Origin of the sequence: Cytobacillus massiliigabonensis (genome assembly GCF_900199725.1) — a bacterium.
In the GTDB taxonomy this organism is placed as follows: Bacteria; Bacillota; Bacilli; order Bacillales; family Cytobacillaceae; genus Cytobacillus; species Cytobacillus massiliigabonensis.
The window spans coordinates 205,021-227,547 of record NZ_LT904903.1 but is presented as its reverse complement, the minus strand read 5'-3'; the positions used below and the strand labels follow the sequence as shown (position 1 = coordinate 227,547).

The following is a 22,527-nucleotide window of genomic DNA, read 5'->3' as shown; positions in this document are numbered from 1 at the left end:
GCAATTCATTGAAAAACTCTAAAGATATTTGACTATTAATCTGAAAATTTATAATATAGTAATTATTGTGAATCATATTCGACTCAATCCGAACCAAAAACGAATCAATACTCAAACGATCATGCTTTGGGGGCGTTAGTATGAGCAAAAAGTTTTTTGAGGATAAACATTTTCATCAAATGTTTAATTATCTTAAAGATGGGATCTTTATTGCTGACCATAATGGCATCGCTCTATGGATTAATGACACAAGCTCTAAGCAAATGGGAGCACCGCGCTCCAAGGTAATTGGCAGAAGTGTATCCGACCTTGAAAAAGATGGCCTGTTCACTCCATCCATTACGAAAATTGTGCTAGAGAAAAAAGAAACAGTGACAAAGGTTCAAACATCTAAAGGCCGGCAATACTTAGCCACTGGCTATTTTGTTGAAATCAAAGAAGATAACACCCAGTATGTCCTCGTCAATGTGAAAGATATAACGGATACTGTCAGGTCCTCCCTTCAGCTTGAAAAGGCTGAAATACTTCTCCAAAAGTATTGGGATGAGCTTCAAGAAATGAAGCTCAAAGAATCGGAAAATAAAAACAACCAAGTTATTATTGGCAATAGCAAAAGACATGAAGAGATTTTAGATTTAATCGGAAGAATTGCTTCATTAGATGTAACCATCCTCTTAACTGGAGAGACTGGTGTCGGGAAAAGTATGATTGCTTCAAAGATCCATCGAAAGAGCAATCGATCTGATAAACCCTTTATTCAAATAAATTGTGGGGCAATTCCAGAAACTCTTCTGGAATCTGAATTATTTGGCTATAAAAAAGGAGCATTTACGGGGGCAAACAGTAGCGGGAAAATTGGATTAGTAGAAAAAGCAAATGGAGGCACTTTATTTCTTGACGAAATTGGAGAATTGCCATTAACACTGCAGCCAAAGCTTCTTCAATTAGTGCAGGAAAAATCATTTTTCCCCATCGGCTCCACTGAATTAAAACAGGTAGATATACGAATTATTACTGCTACCCACCAAAACCTTCTAGAGATGGTCCAAGAAAAGCGATTTAGAGAAGATTTATACTATCGATTGAACGTTGTTTCAATTCAGATCCCGGCACTAAGAGAAAGGAAGGATGATATACTTCCTCTGGTTTTTCATTACCTTGAACTATTCAAAACAAAGTATCGAAAGTCATCTGTCTTAGGAAAAGAGCTAATTGAGTATCTGCAAAACTATAGCTGGCCAGGAAATATTCGTGAATTAGAGAATATGGTGGAACGTCTAGTTGTTACCGCCAAGTCAAACATCATTGATAAAAGCGACCTATCGGAAAAGGTATTGAGGGAAGTGCAAAATGAAAGTGAATTTCCTATGAATCTAAATGGACAAAGCCTGCCTGATTATATTGAGGAAATTGAGAAGAAGCTAATTATTGAAGCAAAAAAGGAGCACACATCTACTAGAAAAGCGGCTAAAGCGCTTGGAATCACACAATCCTCATTTATAAGAAGACTGCAAAAATATAATTTATTAGCTTAAATTGACTGATTCGCAATCGGTTCAGTTATTCGAAAATTCAATTTACTATTAGATTTAGTAATTGGACATCGCAAAAAAAGTATATAGAGAGTCTATATCTCTAGTTTTACTTGGCATGGAACTTGCAACAGAAACTTAGTAAATACATTTTAAGGAGGGAGTTTTTAAAAGCATTCGCTGCTTATTTCATTTAAAAGCTCTGTCAACTATTACTATGATTACTGAGTTTAGGGGGATAAACATGGTATTAACAATCAATGGTACACCAAAAAAGGACGGCTTTAGAATGCCTGGAGAATTTGAAAAGCATAAGGGGACATGGATGCTTTGGCCAGTTAGAACGGATACCTGGAGAGCTGGTGCTAAGCCTGCTCAAAAAGTTTATGTTGAGGTTGCCAAGGCGATTGCACAATTTGAACCTGTTACCATGTGTGTAAGACCGGAACAATTCGAAAATGCTCGTGCCCTTTTACCCGAACATATCCGGGTAATTGAAATTTCCTCTAATGATGCTTGGATGCGCGATATTGGTCCAACCTTTGTAAAAAACGATCAAGGTGAAGTTCGCGGAATTGACTGGGGATTTAATGCCTGGGGAGGAATTGAAGAGGGATTATATTTCCCGTGGGATTTAGATCTTCAGGTAAAACGAAAAGTATTGGAAATTGAGCATATTAACCGCTATGATGCAACGGACTTTGTTTTGGAAGGCGGAGCGATTACCGTGGATGGTGAAGGCACACTAATCACTACTGAGCAGTGTGTTTTAAATAAGAACCGAAATAAAAATTTGACAAAAGAAGCGATAGAAGAAAAACTTATTGAATATCTAAATGTAGATAAGATCATCTGGCTAAAGGATGGGCTGCTCGGAGATGAAACAGATGGGCATGTGGATGAGGTTTTATTTTTTGTTAAGCCTGGTGAAATTGCCCTGGGCTGGACAGATGACCCGGCTCATCCGCAGTTTGCAGTACTTCAGGATGCTTACGAGAGACTAAAAAATACAACAGATGCAAAAGGCAGAAAGCTAAAAATACACAAAATACAAATGCCGAAGCAAATTACATTGAGCGAAGCAGAAAGTTTTGAAATTGATTACTCTAGACATAGTTACGCACGTTCATCAGATGTAACCTTTATCTCTACTTATATTAATTGCTATTTATGTAATGGCGGAGTTATTTTGCCAACATTTAATGATCCTCAGGATGAGCATGCTGTTGCTGCTTTTCAAAAATTGTTTCCAGACCGCCAAATTGTTACTGTTAACACACGTGAAGTTTCAGTCGGAGGAGGAAATATTCATTGTATCACTCAGCAGCAGCCTTGGCCATAAGAAAAGTGCTGGCGAAATAGAACTAAACATTTTCATATCTTCTATATCAATCGTCGAGCTGAATTTTAAATCATTCAGCTCTTTTTTTGTAATCCTCCGAAAAAACGACTTAACAATAATATTTGGCACAATCCTTGCATTGTAAATACATAGAGGGAAGAAAAGATTCTTTATTTTTCAAAATAGGTTTCATATGAAACAAAGTTTCTGTAAATTAAATTTTTTGTATGAGGAGAGAATCATAATGATCGCTAATGAACGTACTTATCAAGATTTAGTGGAACTGGACAAAAGGCACTTTTTGCATCCGACCTCCCCTATTCAGCAACAGCAAGAACATGGTCCAGCCTATATTTTTTCAAAAGGAAATGGTGTATATCTCGAAGATATTCATGGAAAAAAAGTGATTGATGGCATGTCCTCTCTTTGGAATGTAAATATTGGACATGGGAGAAAAGAGCTGGGTCTTGCAGCCATGGAACAAATGAATAAGTTAGCCTTTAGCTCATGTTTCGCAACATTTAGCAATGAACCTGCCATTCGATTAGCTGCAAAAATAGCCGAAGTCGCTCCTGGGGATTTAAATACAACCTTTTTTACATCTGGAGGTTCAGAAGCCAATGATACAGCTTATAAGTTAGCAAGGCATTATTGGATATTAAGAGGGCAGCCAGAGAAAAAGAAAATAATTTCTCGAATAAAATCCTATCATGGGGTTGCAATGGGAGCAACTAGCGCAACAGGTCTAAAGCCTTTCCGAGATTTCACGAATTCCTTGGCACCAGATTTCTATCATACAGATAACATGTCGGCAAAAGCGCTAGAAGACGTAATTATTTCTGAAGGACCTGATACAATCGCAGCTTTTATCGCCGAGCCTGTACAAGGAGCTGGCGGAGTTCATATCGCTCCTGAGGATTACTTTAAAAACGTCAGAACGATTTGTGATCAGTACAATATTCTATTTATCACTGATGAAGTTATTACCGGTTTTGGCCGGACAGGAAAATACTTCGGAATTGAGCATTACGGGGTTGCACCCGATTTAATGTGTTTTGCAAAAGGAGTGACTAGCGGGTATGCACAGCTTGGCGGAGTTGTCATTTCTGAAAAGATATATGAAGATTTTAAACGATTATCCACTGGAACACTCTTACATGGCTATACTTATAGCGGTCATCCAATGGCTTGTGCGGTAGCCTTAAAAAATATTGAAATTATTGAAAATGAAAACTTAATCGAAAACGCTAAAAATATGGGTGAGGAATTACTTAAGGGCTTTAGATGGATCGAAGGAGAGAGAGAGATTGTCAGAAATGTTAGGGCATTAGGGCTAATGGGAGCTATTGAGCTTAATAGCCAGCAACTAACAACAGGGCCTGTAGCCCCACTGATTGTAAATGAGGCAGCAAAGCAAGGACTCATTTGCCGATCTGTCGTATTCGATGGGATGGATATACTTGTATTTGCTCCTCCGCTTTCAATTAATAAGCAGGAGATTGATCGTTTAGTAGAAATTATTGACCGTGCAATCTATACAATCGGGACAACTTTATAAACATCTATCTCTTATTAAGAAAATTGGCCGGTTCAAAAATTTGGAGGTTATATTCTAATGAAAAAACATCATTTGTTTATCAATGGAGAGTGGGTAGAAGCAAAGCATTATATCCCCCTATTCTCTCCATATAGCAGAGAACTGATTGCAGAAATCCCAAGTGCTGCGGTTGAGGAAGTCGATTCAGCTATAGATGCAGCATACAAGGCAAGAACGAGTATGGCTGAAATGCCAAGCCACCAGCGGGCCAAAATCCTTGAAAACCTTGCTAATCTATTTGAAGCACACTTTGATCAAGCTGCTGAAATTCTTGCCTTAGAAGCAGCCAAACCACTAAAAACCGCTAAAGGAGAAGTGTCCAGAACGATCCAGACTTATAAATTTGCTGCTGAGGAAGCTAAGAGAATAAGCGGGGAAACGATTCCACTGGATGCAGCTCCTGGCGGTGAAGGGAGATTTGCTTACACTGTTAAAGAACCGCTTGGAGTTATTGGAGCTATTACGCCTTTTAACTTTCCAATGAATCTTGTTGCCCATAAAGTTGGTCCTGCCATAGCTGCTGGAAACACAGTTGTATTAAAGCCTGCAAGCCAGACACCCCTTTCCGCCTATTTTCTTGCTGATCTTTTACAGAAAGCCGGGTTGCCGTCAGGTGCTTTTAATGTAGTAACAGGAAGCGGTACAGTCGTTGGCGAAAAGTTAATTTCAGATGATCGAGTGAAGAAAATTACCTTTACAGGCAGCCCTGAAGTAGGAATTGGCATTCGAAATAAAGCCGGACTAAAACATGTGACTCTTGAGTTAGGATCCAATGCTGCACTTATTGTTGATAAAAATATTAATATCGACAAAATCATTCAGCGCTGTGTTGAGGGTGCCTTTAGTTTTCAGGGCCAAGTTTGTATTTCCCTTCAAAGAATTTATGTCCATAAGGATAGCTATGTCACCTTCGTTGAAAAATTTGTTAAGGCAACACAACACTTAAAGATCGGTGATCCTTTAAATCCTGACACAGATGTTTCTGCATTAATTCATCCTAAAGAAGTGGAAAGAACACTTGACTGGATTTCTGAAGCTAAACAAAATGGGGCAACCGTAGCTGCAGGCGGGATCAGTGAAGGCAATGTTCTCCTCCCTACCGTTTTATTAGGAGTGGATCCTGCATCAAAGGTATCATGCCAGGAGGTTTTTGCTCCAATCGTATTAATAAACAAAGTTGACTCTGTCGAGGAAGCAATTGATTATGTTAATGATTCTCGTTATGGGCTGCAGGCTGGAATTTATACAGACAATATTCATACGGCCATGCAAGCATCAAAGAACTTGCATGTTGGCGGAGTCCTAATCAATGATATACCAACCTTCCGTGTTGATCATATGCCTTATGGCGGTGTAAAAGAAAGCGGCGTGGGTCGCGAAGGGATTAAATACGCAATCCAAGAAATGACAGAGCTAAAGCTAGTAATCTTTAATAATAATTAATTTTATGGAGGCTATTCAAATGATTATTGGAGTACCAAAGGAAATTAAAAATAATGAAAATCGTGTAGCACTAACCCCAGCTGGTGCTATGAGCCTTATTAAAGCTGGACACACAGTAATTATTGAAACCAATGCAGGGCTTGGAAGTGGATTTGGAGATCAATCCTACCAAGAGGTTGGTGCATTAATTGAAGCTGATGTAACAAAAGTTTGGGCAGATGCAGAAATGATTATGAAGGTAAAAGAACCAATCTCAAGTGAATATAAATATTTCCGGAAAGGTCTTATCTTATTTACTTACCTGCATTTAGCCGCGGAACCAGAACTTACAAAAGCATTAGTAGAAAAAGAAGTAACAGCTATTGCATATGAAACCGTTCAAATAGGCAGAACGCTGCCGCTGCTTACTCCAATGAGTGAAGTAGCCGGAAGAATGTCTGCTCAAATTGGTGCCCAGCTTCTAGAGAAAACAAAAGGCGGGAAGGGAATTCTTCTTGCAGGTGTACCTGGCGTTAAGCGTGGCAAAGTAACAGTCATCGGCGGTGGAGTTGTAGGAACAAATGCTGCAAAGATTGCAATGGGTCTAGGTGCTGATGTAACGATCATCGATTTAAGTCCAGAGCGCTTACGCCAAATTGATGATATTTTCGGCAACCAAATCCAAACACTAATGTCTAATCCATTTAACATAGCTGAGGCGGTTGCTAAATCCGATTTAGTGATTGGGGCTGTCCTCATCCCAGGCTCAAAAGCACCGAGACTTGTGACAGAAGAAATGATTAAATCAATGGAAGCTGGATCTGTCGTTGTTGATGTCGCTGTTGATCAAGGCGGCATTATCGAGACTGCTGACAGAGTCACTACTCATGATAACCCCACTTATACGAAGCATGGTGTTATCCATTATGCGGTGGCAAACATGCCAGGAGCTGTTCCGCAAACATCAACTATTGCCCTTACAAATGCGACAGTGCCCTATGCATTGCAAATTGCTAATAAAGGTGTAAAGAAAGCATTGACCGAAAACCCTGCTCTTGCAGCAGGACTAAACACAATCAATGGAGAAGTCACATACGAGGCTGTGGCAAAAGATCTCGGCTATGACTTTGTTTCACCAATGGACATTTTAGCGAAAGAAAAAGTTACTAATTGAGGTGTCTTTTCATAACTGCTATAGATGGGGACCTTTTCATGGTCCCTTTTTTTAATATATAGTAGCTGGAGTTAAAAATTATCATAGTAGAAATTGAATACCCCGTTCTATATTTTAGGACGGGGCGAAAAATGTTCTTTTATTATTCCTTTACACTTTATAAATTCTCGCCTCAAATGGGGCAAGCTTAATAGTAGCAGTCTCGGTATGATCCTCTACTTCAAGATTTGCCAGTATTAGATTTGGCCACTTATAGGTAATACCCTCCACCGGATCAACAGACACCTGCTTTTCCGATAGATTACACAAAACAAGCACCTTCTCTTGACCTAATGTACGAGTATATGCGTAAAGCGATGGATGCTCCTCTAACACTAAATCATATGCACCATACACAAATACCTCATTGGATTTACGTAAGTGAATCATCTTTTTATAATAATTCAATATAGAGTGCGGGTCTTTTTTCTGGGTATTTACATTAATTTTAGTATAGTTCGGATTTACTTTGAGCCATGGGATTCCTTTTGTAAAGCTGGCATTTTCTTCAGCAGACCATTGCATCGGTGTACGTGAATTATCTCGGCTTGTTTTCCTGATGACGTCCATTACCTGGTCAGAGGATTCTCCTTGTTCTATTCGGTATGAATATAAATTTCTTGTAGCAACATCATTGTACTCCTCAATGGTCCGGTAGTTTACATTGGTCATGCCCAATTCCTGTCCCTGATAAATAAAAGGCGTTCCTTGCATAAAAAAGTACATCGTTGCAAGTGACGTCGCACTTTCCCTCCAGTATTCACCATCATTTCCCCAAGTTGAGACACAGCGTGCCTGATCATGATTTTCTATAAATAGCGCATTCCATCCGCTTCCTTCTAACGCTTTCTGCCACCTTGTTAAAACACGTTTTAACTCTTGAATGTTGAGCTTTTTCTTTGTTTCTGGATCCCATAAACTCAGATGTTCAAATTGAAAAATCAAATTGAATTTTCCATCTGTCCAATCCACCCAGTCATGTATATCCTGAGTTCCAACACCATTTGCTTCTCCTACAGTCATAATGTCATATTTTGCAAAAGTTTCTTGTTTTAATTCTTCAAGGAAATTCATGATGCCAGGAACGTTCATATACTTTTCCCATGCAGGAACATAAGAAAGCTGATCTGGATTTGGCATATCAGCAAATGTTGTGTCTTTTTTAATATGACTGATTGCATCTACTCGGAATCCATCAATCCCTTTATCTAACCACCATTTGATCATTTCATATAAAGCATCTCTTACATTCTTATTCTCCCAATTCAAGTCAGGCTGCTTCTTCGAAAATAAGTGTAAGTAGTATTGCTCCGTCTCTTGATCAAGTTCCCAAGCAGATCCATTAAAAATACTTCCCCAGTTATTCGGCTCTTTCCCGCCGATCCCATCTCTCCAAATATACCAGTCACGCTTCTCTGAACTTCTTGAAGACCTGGATTCAATAAACCAAGGATGTTCATCACTCGTATGATTAATGACTAAATCAATTATTATCTTCATACCGCGCTGATGTACTTCTTTAAGGAGCTGATCAAAATCAGCCATCGTGCCGAATTCTCCCATGATTTCTTGATAATTACTAATATCGTATCCATTATCATCATTCGGTGACTGATACATGGGGCAGATCCAAATGACATCGATCCCTAAATCCTGAATGTAATCTAATCTAGAGAGAAGTCCTTGCAAATCTCCAATTCCATCATCATTCGAATCTTGAAAGCTTCGTGGATACACCTGATAAGCAACTACTTCCTTCCACCAAATTCTCTTCATAATTATCCCTCTTATCTGTCTGTTGTTTATTCAACCAATCCGTTCATTCTTTTACAAGATTCTCTTTCAATTAAAGTAGTTGACACAAAATGGGATTTTACTGTCACCTCTGGATTACTAACCATTTCTAATAAAAAGTTTGCTGCTTCAAAGCCTAGTTCAAAAATAGAAATGTCAACAGATGTTAAAGGTGGCTTCACATAAGCTGACAGTGCGTGGTTATTAAAGCTCACGATTGAGACATCCTTAGGAACTTGAATGGAAAGCTCTTCTAAATAACGTATGATCTCATATGCAACTAAATCATCATGTGCAACGATGGCAGTCGGTGGAGCATCTTGCTTCATCAATTCATGAACTGAGCCTTTTCCTTGTGATTTAAATACATCATCATGGATAAAATAGGCATCTGAGTAAGAAAGACCAGCCTCTATTAGAGCTTGACGGTATCCTTCCAAACGGTCAGATGAAACGACATAGTCGAGATTCCCCCCAATGAAGGCAATCTTTTCGTGCCCTAAGCTAAAAAGATAATCAACGACCTCATGTGCTATTTTTTTATTATCATTATCTATATATGTAATCTCATCCTCGTATTGATACGGTCGGCCTACCATTGTAAACGGAAAGCCTGAACGCTTTAAATAGTTCATTGTCCGATCATTCACACGAGAGTAAAGCAGAATAATTCCATCAACCTTTCTTCCTTGCACCATTGATACAACTTCTTGATAAATCTCTTCCTCTGTACCGCCTGTAGATAAATAAATTCCATATTGGCTTGAATGAGCACTTGTGCAAATCCCACGAATGACTTCAGGAAAAAAAGGATTTTGGAATGCCAGTGAAGTAGAGTGCGCCATGATCACGCCAATTGTTTTCGTGCTTTTTGCAGCTAAGTTTCTCGCTTGAAAGTTTGGATGATACGCTAAACGCTCCATGACCTCTCTTACTTTACGCTTTGTTTGTTCACTAATTCTTGGACTATCTGCAATGACACGGGAAACGGTAGACGGGGAAACATTGGCTTCTCTCGCTACATCAATGATTGTCACAGTCATTCGAACACCCTCCTTTTTTTACATTTTACTTTACGGCTCCCTCTGACACACCTTTTATTATTTCTTTTTGAGCAAAGAAATACAGGATAATGACCGGAATGATCGCCAATGTTAACCCAGCCAATGCTAGATGCCACTGCTTTGTATACTCTCCAAAAAAAAAGAACATCTTTAACGGAATGGTCTCCATCCCTTTCTGGTTAATAACAAGCGATGGAAGCAAGTAATCATTCCATATCCAAATCGTATTCAAAATGGCAACAGTCACTGTTATCGGCTTTAGCATTGGGAAAATAATGTACCAAAATACTTGAAATTTATTCGCTCCATCAATGGTAGCAGCCTCATCTAATGATTTAGGAATGGAAGATAGAGCGCCATGATACAAAAAGATCGATAAACTTGCACCAAAACCCAGATACATAAATATCAATCCGCCCCGATTAAGCATTTCAAACTTCCCAAAGATTGTCACGAGCGGAATCATGACAGATTGGAACGGGATGAGCATGGCAGCCACAAATACAAAGAAGATAATTGTACTTAGACGGCTCTTTACACGTGAAAGGGCATATGCTGCCATCGATGAAAAAATAACGATAATGGCTACGCTAAGCACGGTAATCAAAACTGAATTGGAGAAGGTTCTTAAAAAATCCAATTCCGAAAATGCCTGCACATAGTTTTCAAATGTAACAGTACTAGGCGGCTTCAATGTATCCTCAAAAATTTCCCGTTTAGTTTTCAGCGAGTTTACGATCATTAAATAGAAGGGCGCCAGCCAAATAAGCGCTAAAAATATCCCAGCTGCCTCTAGGGGAACTAAATGCTTTTTCCGCACTACATTTCCACCTCACGTTTCTTAGAAAGATAGACTTGCAGTAAAGCAATAACTGCAACAATTAAGAAAAAGATAACCGCTTTCGCCTGTGCGTAGGCCATATCATAACGGCCGAAAGCTGTATTAAAAATCTCCATCGCTACCATTTGTGTTGAATTATATGGGCCCCCACCTGTTAAAGAGAGGTTTTGATCATACAGCTTAAATGTATTCGACAAGGTCAAAAACATACTTACCGTAAACGCTGGAGCAACTAACGGAAACACAACATGGCGGAAACGCTGGAAAGCATTCGCACCATCGATTTCGGCTGCTTCAATTAACTCTTTTGAAACACCCTCTAAATAAGCAATATAAATCACCATAATATACCCGGACATTTGCCAGCTCATCAATATAACAAGTCCCCAGAACCCAGTTCCTGGCGTTGAAAGCCAGCCTTGTAAGCTCTCCATTCCCACAATGGAACCAAAGCCTGCAAATGCTTTAGTAAAAATAAACTGCCAGATAAATCCTAGAATTAGTCCGCCAATTAAATTTGGCATAAAGAAAATGGTCCTCAATGCTTTATTTGTTTTTAATTTTGCTGTAACAATTAAAGCAAGTGATAAACCTATTAGATTAATTAGAATCACAGAAACGATTGAAAACTTTACCGTGAACCAAAGTGAATCCATGAAACGCTCGTCTTGGAACAATGCGATATAATTATCAAAACCTACGAATCCCTTCGTCTGAATGCCATTCCAGTCTGTGAATGAATAATAGATCCCAAGCAATAAAGGGGCGATGACAACTAGCAGCAGCGCAGCTAGCACCGGCATTAAAAATAGCCAATAGGATAGATCTCGTTTACGCATTTGTTCACCTCTTCTTAATGAAAGATTCTATTTCGCAAAACAAAGTAGCACGAATGCTACTTTGTTTCTAATTAGATGTATGCTTACTGGCGAGAAGACTCCCATGCCTTTTTCGTAGCATCGATCACGTCTTCCCAGCTCGCTTCATCACTTAAGTATTTCTGAATCTCAACGCCTAATTCATCCTGTCCCCAACCAGTTGGATATCCCATGAATGTCCAGCCAATCGTTTTGCCCTTCTCCGCATATTCATAAACAGCTTTTGAAAGAGGATCTGATATTTTCGAAGAATCATAGCCGTTATACGCAGGTATAAATTTGAAATCATTTAACACTGTTTCTTTTCCTTTATCTGAAGTGTAAAGCCAATCCAAGAATTTCTTCGCCTCTTTAACAACAGCTTCGTCTGCATTGCTGTTTACTCCCCAGTACATTGGAATCCCTACTGGAATATGATCTCCTTTGAACCCTTCCACTGGAATCGGTAATAACCCAATTCCTTTGTTAGCAAATTCCTCATCAATCCCTGCAATGGAACCATACACCCAGTTTCCTTGTTGAATAATCGCCACTTTTTGTAACGAGAATAACTCTTCTACTTGTTTTGAATAATCAAGGCTAACTGTCGGCTGCACTGAAAAGTCATTCTGCAGATCGAGGACCTTTTGGAACGCATCCCCATATTGAAATTCAATATTTTTTGACTCAAAAGCTTTTAATACATTGCTATCGAACTCTGGAGCAATAAACGTATTCGATAAATGCAATCCAGTTACCCACGTTTCTTTCCCTGGCAGAGCAAATACTGCTTCAAGACCTAATTCGCCTTTTTGGCTGTCCAGTTTTTTAACCGCTGCCTCTAAAGAAGCAAAGTCAACAATCGTCGAAGGATCGATTCCAGCTTTTTCGAATATATTTTTGTTATATATAAATCCGTAGCCTTCCTGATTATACGGAAGTCCTAGCACTTTCCCATCTACTGTGACCCCATCAAGCGTCCCATCTAGTGCCGCATCAGCTGCTGCTGAATCGGATAAGTCTGCTAATTTATCCTTCCAATCTTCTACATCCTGCGGTCCTCCAATATTATATATAGCTGGCTCATTGCCGGAAGCAAACTTCGAACGAAGTGCTGCACCATAATCTTCTCCTCCGCCAACAGTCGTAATATTAATTTTCACATTCTCATTTTCTTCTTCGTACGCTTTTGCAACTGCCTCGAATTGGTCTTTAAATTCTACTTTAAATTGAAAAATATCTAATGCTACTTGTTCATTTTTCGAATTATTATCCGATTTGCCTGCCTCGTCTGAACTGCAGCCTGTTAAAAACCCAGCTAAACCGATTGAAGCCGCCAATATTCCTGCTCGGCATTTCCTTTTCATTTTTCTCTCCCCCAAAATTTATTATTTTGTGAAAACGTTTGCGCAAATGGACAAAAAGAAGAGCAAAGCTAATGAAAGCGTTTGCGCAATGTAGATTTAAATTTATCCTATCACATCGTCTGGGCTACTACAACTAATTTATAAAAAATTCTGTTTTTTTATAAATTCTTTCTGTACGCTGAAATAAATTCGCTCCCTTGTTTGCACAGTATTTCTTGTATTCACTTTTCGATCCTTCTATTTAAATTAATCGATAATAAGCATTGCTGCACCAAGCATTCCTGCCTCATTGCCAAAAACAGCCCGCCTCATCTCGAATGGTTTAAGCTTTAATGGTTCTACTTTCTCAAGCAGGAGATCCCACCAATCATCCGCCGAATCTGATACCCCTCCGCCGATTACGACACAGTCCATGTCCAATACTGCCTGAAGGCTGGAAATAACAATAGCAAAATCAGAAAGAAAGTGTTCGCGAACCGAGATGGCACTTGCTACCCCATCCACTGCTAACCGGAAAAGATTTTGCGGCATTGCAAGTTCACCTGTTTCGGGATCGATTACATTCTCCTCGCGAATGAGCCTTCTCAATGCCGTGCCAGACACATATTGTTCACTGCAGCCTTTTCTGCCGCATCCGCAAAGCAGCCCATTTGGATATAAGATCATATGGCCGACTTCTCCGGCACCTCCGTTGGCCCCATTCATTATCCGCCCATCGAAAATGAATCCGCCTCCGAGTCCTGTTCCAACCGTCAAACATGCAGCCCTTCGAAAACCTTTTGCTGCTCCTAAATGAACTTCCGCAAGAGCTGCACAGTTCGCATCATTATTGACTTCAACCCTCAGACCCGTTGCGACTTCCAACTGGGATTTAACCGCAGTACCCTGCCATCCTTCCAGTTCCTTTTCAAAAGTGATGATACCTGTCTCTGCATCCACCATTCCTCTTGTACCAATACCTATTCCTGAAAGATCTGGAAAATCCTTTTTTATCCTAAGAATCTGTTCTTCTAAATACGGATATAGAGGAATCTTTGTAGGAATCGTCCAATCTGCCAATACTTCGCCTAACTCATTTACAATACCAAAACGGATTTTTGTTCCTCCAATATCAATACCAGCTATTTTTCCCATCTTACTGCCTCCTTTCATAAGCAAGCACAAACGCCTCATAAGGGCGAAGGTTTATTATTTCTTTTTCTAATTTAAGAGTATCATAGTTAGCTATGATAAGATTCCCTTTCCAATTTGGGACATTACATTCCTCACAGGTTAACTGCTCCATCTGTTTAGAGAAATTGGCTGCAACGAGCCATTCTTCCTCCTTTGTTTGCCTTTTAAAAACAAATAAATATGGATGGTCTGGCAATAACAATTGAAAACTTCCATTAGAAATGATGTCATGCTCTTTTCTCAAATGAATCAGTTTTTGGTACGTATAAAAAATAGAGGATCGATCTGCAATGGCTTCCTCAGAATTTATTCTAACTGTATTCGGATTCATCCGGATCCAAGGAACCCCATCTGTAAATCCTCCTTCTGCAGTCCATTGCATAGGAGTACGTGCATTATCCCGCCCTTTCGCATAAATACTTGCCATGATTTTTTCATGAGAGATTCCCAGTTCCCGTTTCTCTTTATACATATTGTGCGTTTCAATATCCCGATAATCATCAATCGCATCAAACTGCACATTTGTCATGCCTAGCTCTTCTCCTTGATAAATATATGGAGTCCCTTGGAGCATATGCAGACAAATGGCCAGCATTTTCGCTGATTCCTCCCGATACACCTGGTCATCCCCAAACCTTGAGACAATTCGCGGCTGATCATGATTATTCCAATACAGACTATTCCATCCAACATGATGCAGCTTATTCTGCCATTTCTTAAAGTTTCGCTTTAATTCTTTTAACTTTAATGGCCGAACATCCCATTTTTCAAAAGGACCACTGTCGAGATTCATATGTTCAAAAGTGAATACCATATTCACTTCCTGATTCTCCGGACTTGTATAGATTTGCGCATCCTCAGTCGTTGCTCCAGGCATTTCTCCTACTGTTAATACATCATAATGGCGTAATACCCTTTCATTCATTTCTCGTAAATACGTGTGAATCCTTGGTCCATTCATATAAAATGGGCTTCCATCTCCATACTTTTGATTAGGAGGAATTGCTCCATTAGGTAATTGCAAATCTTTCGAAATAAAGTTGATCACGTCCATGCGAAATCCGCCAATTCCCTTTTCCAGCCAATAGGTCATAATGTCATAAATTTCATTTCTTAGAGGTGCATGCTCCCAGTTCAAATCGGGCTGTTTTTTTGAGAATAAATGCAAATAATACGCATTCGTATTTTCATCTTTTTCCCAAGCAGACCCAGAAAAAACAGAACCCCAATTGTTCGGAGGATTGTGTTCATTCCCTGTACGCCATATGTAATAATCCCGATATTTTGAATTTATAGATGAACGTGATTCAACAAACCAAGCATGTTCATCAGATGTGTGATTCACAACGAGATCCATTACAATTCGAATGCTTCGCTGTTTTGCTTCTTTAACTAATTGTTCAAAATCAGCCATTGTGCCAAATTCTTTCATGATTTTCCGGTAATTCCGAATATCATAGCCATTGTCATCATTTGGAGAATCATAGATTGGACTCAGCCAAATAACATCTATTCCTAGCTTTTGCAAATAATCTAATTTTGAAATAATTCCCTGCAAGTCACCAATTCCATCTCCATTTGAATCCTTAAAGCTTCTCGGATAAATTTGATACACTACATTGCGTTTCCACCACGGATCTATTGACTGGGACAACTCTTTCCACCACCTACAGTATTTCGATGGAATTATTTTAATATTTAAACAATAATAATGCAATCGATTGCACAAAAAATAAATAGAAAGAGAGCGCGATACAGCCCTCCCTTTCTATTTACATGTATTTTATTTTGCTTGTGCTGCTTCTATTACACGTTTCATCGCTTGAATTTGACCAAAATGAATGGATTCGTGAAATAATGAAAAATTACTAATCTCACCGAACGTTTCCTGACCCAAAAAAGGTGTGGACAATTTTTCACTAAAACGTTCTGCTGGAATCTCTTTCATGCGCAGTAATTGATCTTTTAACTGTGCTGTAAGTTCAGAAACTGAAGGAACCTCCCCCTGCCAATCTGAAGGTTTTGTACCAGTTGCAAACAGCTCCAAGTAATTCGCAGGGATACTTGCTGATTTGTGAGGATATCCAAACATAAATTGCTCTGCTGAAGTTAGCACATGGCCAATATGCCATTTAATTGTATTGTTAAAGCCTTCAGGCTGAACATCTACAATCTCTTCATTTAAGCCAGCAATAGTTTTTAAAAAGAAACCCCGTGTTAATTCCATATTTTTAAATAATAACTCACTCATTTTAGCAGCCTCCCTATTTTTCAATATCAATCTATATTCTATACTAAAGTTATCCAATACTTAATTAATAAATGCTAATAAATTTCATGGATTTTCCATAAAATTCTCGTTCTACTTATTATAGAATGAACATAACAGGATGGAAAGGAAGTGAAATATGCTTATAAAAAATAGAAATGAATCGATGGAATTAGTCATGTTAAAATTATTACATGCCAGAATGAAGTTAACGGGAAGTGAACAACAGCATCACTTAAACCTTAAGAAAGGCCTTGAAGGAGAAATGAAATTTGACTCATTAATTTCCAATCTTAATAGTAAATTTCTTATATTGAATGACCTTCTTATTGAAAGCAACAAAACTACCTTTCAAATTGATTCTTTACTCATTACGCAAGATGCGATCATCCCCTTCGAAGTAAAAAATTATGAAGGCAATTACTATTACCAAGATAAGAATTTTTATATTTGTTCTACTGGAAAAGAAATTACGAATCCACTGCATCAATTGAATCGCATTGAAACACTGCTTCGCCAATTTCTTCAAAAGCACGGATTCAATTTTTCTATAAAAGGTTACCTTGCCTTTGTTAACCCCGAATTCTTCTTATACAACGCACCCCAAGATGAGAAAATGATCTTCCCACCACAATTAAATTACTTTATAAAAAACTTAAATATGAAACCATCCAACCTCAATAGCTTGCACCGCAAACTAGCCGACCTATTAATACAGGCTCATATCTCAGAATCACCTTACACCCGGCTACCCACTTATCATTATGACCAGATGCGGAAAGGGATAACTTGTGCAGCTTGCCAATCATTCCTTCTGTCTGTTGGCGAAAGAATAGCACTCTGTGATCAATGCGGGCATAAGGAAAATATACAAGAGGCCATCATTCGCAGTGTCGAGGAATTCAAATTACTTTTTCCAGATAAAAAGGTTACGACTAACGAGGTTTATGATTGGTGTCAACTAGTACAGTCTAAAAAGATGATTGGAAGAATATTAAGGCAAAATTACCAGGCTACGGGTTATGGTCAATGGACTTACTATAAGTAAACCCATTTTCGAGAACTTCAAGAGTTTAATTGGAAATAATTTGTATTGGATACTCTTATATCTACTTTTTCGGTTATACGGTAGCTAATAACCTCTATTGGCTACCCAGTTCCTTTTTTCTTTCCTTATCCGGTCGTTAATGACCCTTATTAGATACTGCCAACTCTTTTTTCTCGATTGTTCGGTCGCCAATGACCCTTATTAGATACTGCCAACTCTTTTTTCTCAATTGTTCGGTCGCCAATGACCCTTATTGGCGACCCGTTCCTCTTTTATGCCTCTTGTTCGAGTGCCAACCTTATCTACTTTATTTAATTACAAGCCAAATCCGCATTGAAAAAATAGTTCAACGCGGATTCTGTATTTTCCTAAAATATTTAAATTAACCCTCTTGGCCAAACGCACTTTCATCCATATAGGAAACCTCCCATAGATGGCCATCAAGATCCTGGAAGCTCCATCCATACATAAATCCATGGTCAGTTGGATCATTCGAATGCTTTCCGCCGGCATCTAATGCCTTGTTTACAATCTCATCTACTTGTTCTCTGCTGTCAGCTGATATCGCTACGATTACTTCTGTACTTTTTTCCGCATCCGAAAGGTTCTTTTTCGTGAAGGTCTTAAAGAAGTCTTCTACCAATAACATCACAAATGTATTCTCGTTGATTACCATGCAGGTTGCATTTTCATCGGTAAATTGAGCATTAAATTCAAATCCAATTTTCGAAAAAAATTCAACAGATTTATTTAGATCTTTCACCGGCAAATTTAGATATAGTTGCCTTGCTTGCAATCCCATTTGACTCACCTCATTTTAGTATTCTTTCATTCATAATATAACTCATAGAAGATAAATCTGTAAAATATTATTACTAAAAATTCCGAATATTTACGATATATTAACCCACTGTTAATAAAAAAACCTGCAAGGCTATTTTCGCCTTGCAGGTTTTTGGTTCGATGGGAACTAGTTTTCCTGAATGTCTTTACGGTTCTTCTTAAATAGCTTTGATAACACTTCATAGACGATTGGTACAACGATTAATGTTAATAGTGTTGAACTTGTTAATCCGCCGATAACTGTAATACCAAGGCCTTTTGAGATGAGTCCGCCGCCGCCAGAACCAAGTGCTAATGGAATTAAAGCACCGATTGTTGCAATTGCAGTCATTAGGATTGGACGCAGACGTGTTGCACCCGCTTCTAGGATTGCTTCACGCATAGTCAATCCATCACGTTCCATGTGAATAATTCGGTCTACAAGTACGATCGCATTTGTTACGACAATACCTATTAACATTAGTAGACCCATCATGACAGATACAGAGATCGTTTCACCCGCGATTAATAAACCAACAAATGAACCAATAACCGCAAATGGCAATGAGAATAGAATCGAGAATGGAGCGACACCTTCACCAAATGTAACAACAAGGATGAAGTATACAATTGCGACTGCCGCAATCATCGCTACACCAAGTTGTGTAAATGTTTCAGTCATGTCTGCTTGCACTCCGGCAACACCAACTGTTACACCTTTAGGTAAATCTAATTTATTTATTGCTTTATCTACTTTAGATGTTGCTTTGGAAATATCGTCACCAATGATTGTTCCAGAAACACTTGCATAGTATTCCCCTTTACTGCGCGCAAGGGTATTTAACGTTGTCCCCTTCTCAACTGTTACAAGTTTAGAAAGCGGCATCGTCGTGCCAAGTGCTGTTGGTACTTCTGTTGCTAAAATATCATCGACTGATTTTGGCTGTTCTGTTTGTTCTTGCTGAACGATGACTTCTAATGTATCTCCGTCTTTTTCAACCGTAGTTAATACATCTTGTGTTTTATTCGGGTTCAACATCATCACAATTTGACCAGTTGTTAACCCGTACTGCAGCAGCTCATCCTGTTCTACTTTAAATGTATATTCAACATAAGCATCCTCTGCACTTGAAGAAACATCTTCCAATCCATCCGTTTCTTTCATTACATCTTCTACCATTTTTACAGCACTGTTTAGTTTATCTAAATCCTCACTGTAGAAAGTATAGCTCACTTCATTTGTTGACATCGACATGGATGAGAAGTTCTGGCTCTTCCATTCGCCCGATTGTCCGATATTAAACACATAGTCTTCAATTTCCTCACGCACTTCTGGGAAATCTTCCATTTCAGGGTCAAAGATGAGGTACATTAATGCGCCGCCTCCGCCGCCGCCCATCATTGCCGACATCTCATCCCCGCTCTCAGTTACAGAAACTTGAACGATATCAATGTCACCTCGTTTTAACATCTCTTCCTCAACAACCGCGACATTGGCTAACGTATCTTCTTTTAATTCTCCTGTTTCTGGAGTGTACGTTAAGTACATTACCTTTTCCTCTTCACTGCCCATAAAGCTAAAGCCAATTAATGGTGTTAATGCTAAGCTGCCTGCTAATAAAACAATGGAAATAATGGACGTTATCACTTTATGGTTCAAAGTCCAATTTAAGATACCTTTGTACGATTTAGCTAATTTACCAGCCTCTTTATGACTTCCTTCTGTCTTTTCACTATATAGCTTCTTCTTAAATAAGAAGTGAGATAACGCGGGTACAACTGTAATAGCCACAATTAACGAAGCTCCAAGCGCAAATGTCATCGTTAATGCGAATGGCATAAACAGTTCGCCGACCATCCCGCCAACGAAGATAAGCGGAGCAAATACCGCAACTGTTACTAGTGTGGATGACAGAATGGGTTTGAACATTTCAATCGTCGCTTCACGTACAAGTGCACGACCTGTTAATTTCTCCCCTTTTAAATGCAAACGGCGATAAATATTTTCTACTACTACGATGGAGTCATCAATTACACGGCCGATCGCCACAGTAATCGCTCCAAGCGTCATGATATTTAGCGTAATATCCAGCCAATTCAATAGCAATAAAGCCATAAAAATGGATACTGGAATGGAAATAATCGAAATAATAGTAGATTTAAAGTCACGCAAGAATAGGAGGATAATTAATACAGCGATTAATCCGCCAAATAATGCTTTTTCAACCATCGTTGAAACGGAATCTTCAATCGGCTTCCCTTGGTCAAGCGAGACATCAACCACAAGGCCATCGATCTTTTTCTCTTCATCCTTAATTAAATCCTTCACACTGTTAACAACATCAACAGTGTTTGCTTGCTGTCCTTTAACAATTTGAATCGCAATCGCATTTTCACCGTTCGTACGTGAAACAGATTGTACTTTACCTACTACTTCAATAGTAGCAATATCGCTTAGCTTCACAAAAGGAGAAGGCTGGGTTGCAGATGGTGTTACAGGAATAAGCATTTCCTTTAATTCATCCGCTGTCATGAACTTTCCATCAATTGCTACAGCCTGTTCACCTTCTTCAAATTCGTAAAGCCCTAATGAAACGGCCAAGTCACTTGCTTGAATCATTTCTTTTACTTTATCTTCCGTTAAACCAAGCTCAGCCATTTTTTCTTCATTATAAGTTAGCTGAACCTCTTCTATATGCTGACCAGTAATCGTAGCAGAGGCAACTCCATCGATTTTTTCGATTTTCGGAAGTAAAATTTCCTCAACTGTTGATGTCAGTTCAACAATATCCTCTTTCTTACTGCTAACGCTCAACGCCACAACTGGCATCATATTCATGCTAATTGCTGTAATGGTCGGCTTTTGTGCATCTTCTGGTAAAGTCACTGCATCAATAGCAGATTCTAATGCACGTTTTGCTTCATCCATATCGATTCCATAATCGTATTCGACCTGAATATTTGCCATGTTTGAATATGAGTTGGAATAAACAGCCTTCACATCTTCAAGGTTTTCTACCGCTTTTTCCAATGGCATCGATATATCATTCATTACTTGTTCAGGAGTTGCTCCAGGATACACACCCATGACCATTAAATACGGAATTGAAATATCTGGAATCGTCTCCGTTTTCATTTGGGTACCCGAATAAATACCAGATACGGTAATAATTATTGTAAGCAACCAAACTGCCAGTTTATTCTTCAGAACAAAATTAACTAAGCCTTTCACTTTTACACCTACCCTTAATTGACTTATCAAGCTCATTTTTTTATAATAATGACTAATAAGTCATTTGTCAACAAATAGGCCTAGGAGCGATTAATATAGATGATAAAAAAACAATTAATTATGGAGAAAGCACTGGAGCTCTTTGCTCAACAAGGAATTGAAGCTACTCCTATTCAACAAATAACAGATTATTGCGGCATTTCAAAAGGGGCTTTTTACCTATCATTCAAGTCAAAGGACGAACTGATCATCGCTTTAATTGACCATTTTATGAAAGAGATTATTTCTGATATTGACTATATGGTCAACAACACAAAAAATGATGAAGAGCTTTTATATACCTTTTATTACTCAACATTCCATGCTTTTCATAAGCATTCCGACTTCGCCAAAATCTTCATTAAAGAACAAACACAATCGTTCAATGAGGAGCTTATTGTGAAAATTCATTATTACGACCGATTAATGGAGGGCATTATCTTGTCATTGATTGAGCGATTATACGGCGAAAAAGTTGAGCGTACAAAATATGATTTAATTTATTGCATCAAAGGACTAATGAACAGTTATTCCGGGTTGTTTTTATTTAATAATGCCCCATTGAATAGAGAGTTACTCTGTCAATCACTTGTAGAAAAAACGAACCTTTTAGCAAGCCATACAACCGTTCCATTTATTACACATGAAGATTTCCAGATGCTTAAGCACCCAATAAAAGAAGAGATAACAATCGAGCAGATCATACAAATGATTGAACAAGTACTAAAAGAAATAGATGAGCCAATCGAAAAAGAATCTTTAATTCTATTAAAGCAGCATCTGCTGGAACCAACTTTAAGCCCCGCGATTGCGAAAGGCCTGCTTGAGAATATTCGAAATCATCCTCATTGTAAGTGGATTACTTATTTACTTTTTAGATATTATGAGATTGAAAAATAAGAAAGGCAGAATGCT

At 38.6% G+C, this 22,527-nt stretch carries 17 protein-coding genes; 7 read left to right on the top strand and 10 right to left on the bottom strand.

Annotation, left to right across the window (positions count from 1 at the left end):
- The first annotated feature begins 140 nt into the window (after positions 1 to 140).
- The 5 genes from C1726_RS07125 (at position 141) to ald (ending at position 7,067) form a co-directional block, all read left to right on the top strand.
- The gene (locus C1726_RS07125; protein WP_102272559.1) at positions 141 to 1,535 is read left to right on the top strand and encodes a sigma-54 interaction domain-containing protein; all 1,395 of its coding nucleotides are present in this window, start codon (positions 141 to 143) and stop codon (positions 1,533 to 1,535) included.
- 241 nt (positions 1,536 to 1,776) lie between these two features.
- Positions 1,777 to 2,874, top strand: coding sequence for an agmatine deiminase (gene aguA / locus C1726_RS07120; RefSeq protein WP_102272558.1), 1,098 nt, complete (start codon positions 1,777 to 1,779; stop codon positions 2,872 to 2,874).
- A 244-nt stretch (positions 2,875 to 3,118) separates the two neighbouring features.
- Positions 3,119 to 4,432: an aminotransferase family protein gene (locus C1726_RS07115; protein ID WP_102272557.1), complete on the top strand. Its 1,314-nt coding sequence runs from the start codon at positions 3,119 to 3,121 to the stop codon at positions 4,430 to 4,432.
- Positions 4,433 to 4,489: 57 nt separating this feature from the next.
- Entirely contained in the window at positions 4,490 to 5,914 is a 1,425-nt protein-coding gene (locus C1726_RS07110; RefSeq protein ID WP_102272556.1) for an aldehyde dehydrogenase family protein, read from the top strand.
- A 19-nt stretch (positions 5,915 to 5,933) separates the two neighbouring features.
- Complete coding sequence (gene ald, locus C1726_RS07105; RefSeq protein ID WP_102272555.1) at positions 5,934 to 7,067, top strand: alanine dehydrogenase; 1,134 nt, start codon at positions 5,934 to 5,936, stop codon at positions 7,065 to 7,067.
- Between the two features lie 150 nt (positions 7,068 to 7,217).
- Here the strand turns inward: ald and C1726_RS07100 are convergent, their stop codons facing one another.
- From C1726_RS07100 to C1726_RS07065, 8 genes are all read right to left on the bottom strand, one after another.
- On the bottom strand, positions 7,218 to 8,882 hold the full coding sequence (locus tag C1726_RS07100) for a glycoside hydrolase family 13 protein (RefSeq protein WP_102272554.1): 1,665 nt from the start codon (positions 8,880 to 8,882) through the stop codon (positions 7,218 to 7,220).
- A 26-nt stretch (positions 8,883 to 8,908) separates the two neighbouring features.
- A complete protein-coding gene (locus C1726_RS07095; protein WP_102272553.1) occupies positions 8,909 to 9,943 on the bottom strand; it encodes a LacI family DNA-binding transcriptional regulator in 1,035 nt (344 codons plus the stop codon).
- A gap of 25 nt (positions 9,944 to 9,968) precedes the next feature.
- Positions 9,969 to 10,784 carry a carbohydrate ABC transporter permease gene (locus tag C1726_RS07090; RefSeq protein ID WP_102272552.1) on the bottom strand — a complete coding sequence of 272 codons (816 nt, stop codon included), beginning with the start codon at positions 10,782 to 10,784 and terminating at the stop codon, positions 9,969 to 9,971.
- On the bottom strand, positions 10,784 to 11,644 hold the full coding sequence (locus tag C1726_RS07085; RefSeq protein ID WP_102272551.1) for a carbohydrate ABC transporter permease: 861 nt from the start codon (positions 11,642 to 11,644) through the stop codon (positions 10,784 to 10,786). The genes C1726_RS07090 and C1726_RS07085 overlap by 1 nt, the downstream gene beginning before the upstream one ends.
- An 83-nt stretch (positions 11,645 to 11,727) precedes the next feature.
- Positions 11,728 to 13,029: an ABC transporter substrate-binding protein gene (locus tag C1726_RS07080; protein ID WP_102272550.1), complete on the bottom strand. Its 1,302-nt coding sequence runs from the start codon at positions 13,027 to 13,029 to the stop codon at positions 11,728 to 11,730.
- Positions 13,030 to 13,275: 246 nt separating this feature from the next.
- A complete protein-coding gene (locus C1726_RS07075; RefSeq protein WP_102272549.1) occupies positions 13,276 to 14,163 on the bottom strand; it encodes an ROK family protein in 888 nt (295 codons plus the stop codon).
- A 1-nt stretch (position 14,164) separates the two neighbouring features.
- Positions 14,165 to 15,856 carry a glycoside hydrolase family 13 protein gene (locus tag C1726_RS07070; RefSeq protein ID WP_102272548.1) on the bottom strand — a complete coding sequence of 564 codons (1,692 nt, stop codon included), beginning with the start codon at positions 15,854 to 15,856 and terminating at the stop codon, positions 14,165 to 14,167.
- A gap of 129 nt (positions 15,857 to 15,985) precedes the next feature.
- Positions 15,986 to 16,453 carry a DinB family protein gene (locus tag C1726_RS07065; RefSeq protein ID WP_102272547.1) on the bottom strand — a complete coding sequence of 156 codons (468 nt, stop codon included), beginning with the start codon at positions 16,451 to 16,453 and terminating at the stop codon, positions 15,986 to 15,988.
- A 157-nt stretch (positions 16,454 to 16,610) separates the two neighbouring features.
- On the opposite strand from C1726_RS07065, the gene C1726_RS07060 reads away from it, so the two are divergent.
- A complete protein-coding gene (locus C1726_RS07060; RefSeq protein WP_102272546.1) occupies positions 16,611 to 17,519 on the top strand; it encodes a nuclease-related domain-containing protein in 909 nt (302 codons plus the stop codon).
- Positions 17,520 to 17,901: 382 nt separating this feature from the next.
- On the opposite strand, the gene C1726_RS07055 is transcribed toward C1726_RS07060, so the two are convergent.
- Entirely contained in the window at positions 17,902 to 18,321 is a 420-nt protein-coding gene (locus tag C1726_RS07055) for a VOC family protein (RefSeq protein ID WP_102272545.1), read from the bottom strand.
- A 168-nt stretch (positions 18,322 to 18,489) separates the two neighbouring features.
- Positions 18,490 to 21,573: an efflux RND transporter permease subunit gene (locus tag C1726_RS07050; RefSeq protein ID WP_102272544.1), complete on the bottom strand. Its 3,084-nt coding sequence runs from the start codon at positions 21,571 to 21,573 to the stop codon at positions 18,490 to 18,492.
- A 99-nt stretch (positions 21,574 to 21,672) separates the two neighbouring features.
- On the opposite strand from C1726_RS07050, the gene C1726_RS07045 reads away from it, so the two are divergent.
- Positions 21,673 to 22,512, top strand: a complete 840-nt coding sequence (locus tag C1726_RS07045) for a TetR/AcrR family transcriptional regulator (RefSeq protein ID WP_102272543.1) — start codon at positions 21,673 to 21,675, stop codon at positions 22,510 to 22,512.
- Positions 22,513 to 22,527: the final 15 nt, after the last annotated feature.